Genomic DNA, 215 nt, shown 5'->3' with positions numbered 1-215 from the left:
GAAAACGATCAATCAGAACAATCGCGTCGGGGAACACAGTACCAACCAATTTGGGGTAAGTATAGTTCATATCGGTAACGATTATTTTGACTTTTTGCCGAGCTGTCTCAGTGTAGTGTCTGAAATGATGTTGTAACTTGTGAATTGAACGGAATGGTAGTAAATCGATCAATTCGTGTGTTTCAGCATCCATCAGTTCAAAACTCATCGTCTCA

General features: G+C 40.0%; 1 protein-coding gene. It reads right to left on the bottom strand.

Annotated elements, in window-relative coordinates; all coding sequences use genetic code 11:
- Positions 1-215 (bottom strand): transposase (locus CES82_RS12305; RefSeq protein ID WP_143466322.1); only part of this gene is annotated, 215 nt, incomplete at both ends.

Source organism: Secundilactobacillus silagincola (assembly GCF_002583405.1).
In the GTDB taxonomy this organism is placed as follows: Bacteria; Bacillota; Bacilli; order Lactobacillales; family Lactobacillaceae; genus Secundilactobacillus; species Secundilactobacillus silagincola.
The sequence above is the reverse complement of the archived record's forward strand: the minus strand, read 5'-3'. Positions and strand labels throughout refer to the sequence as shown.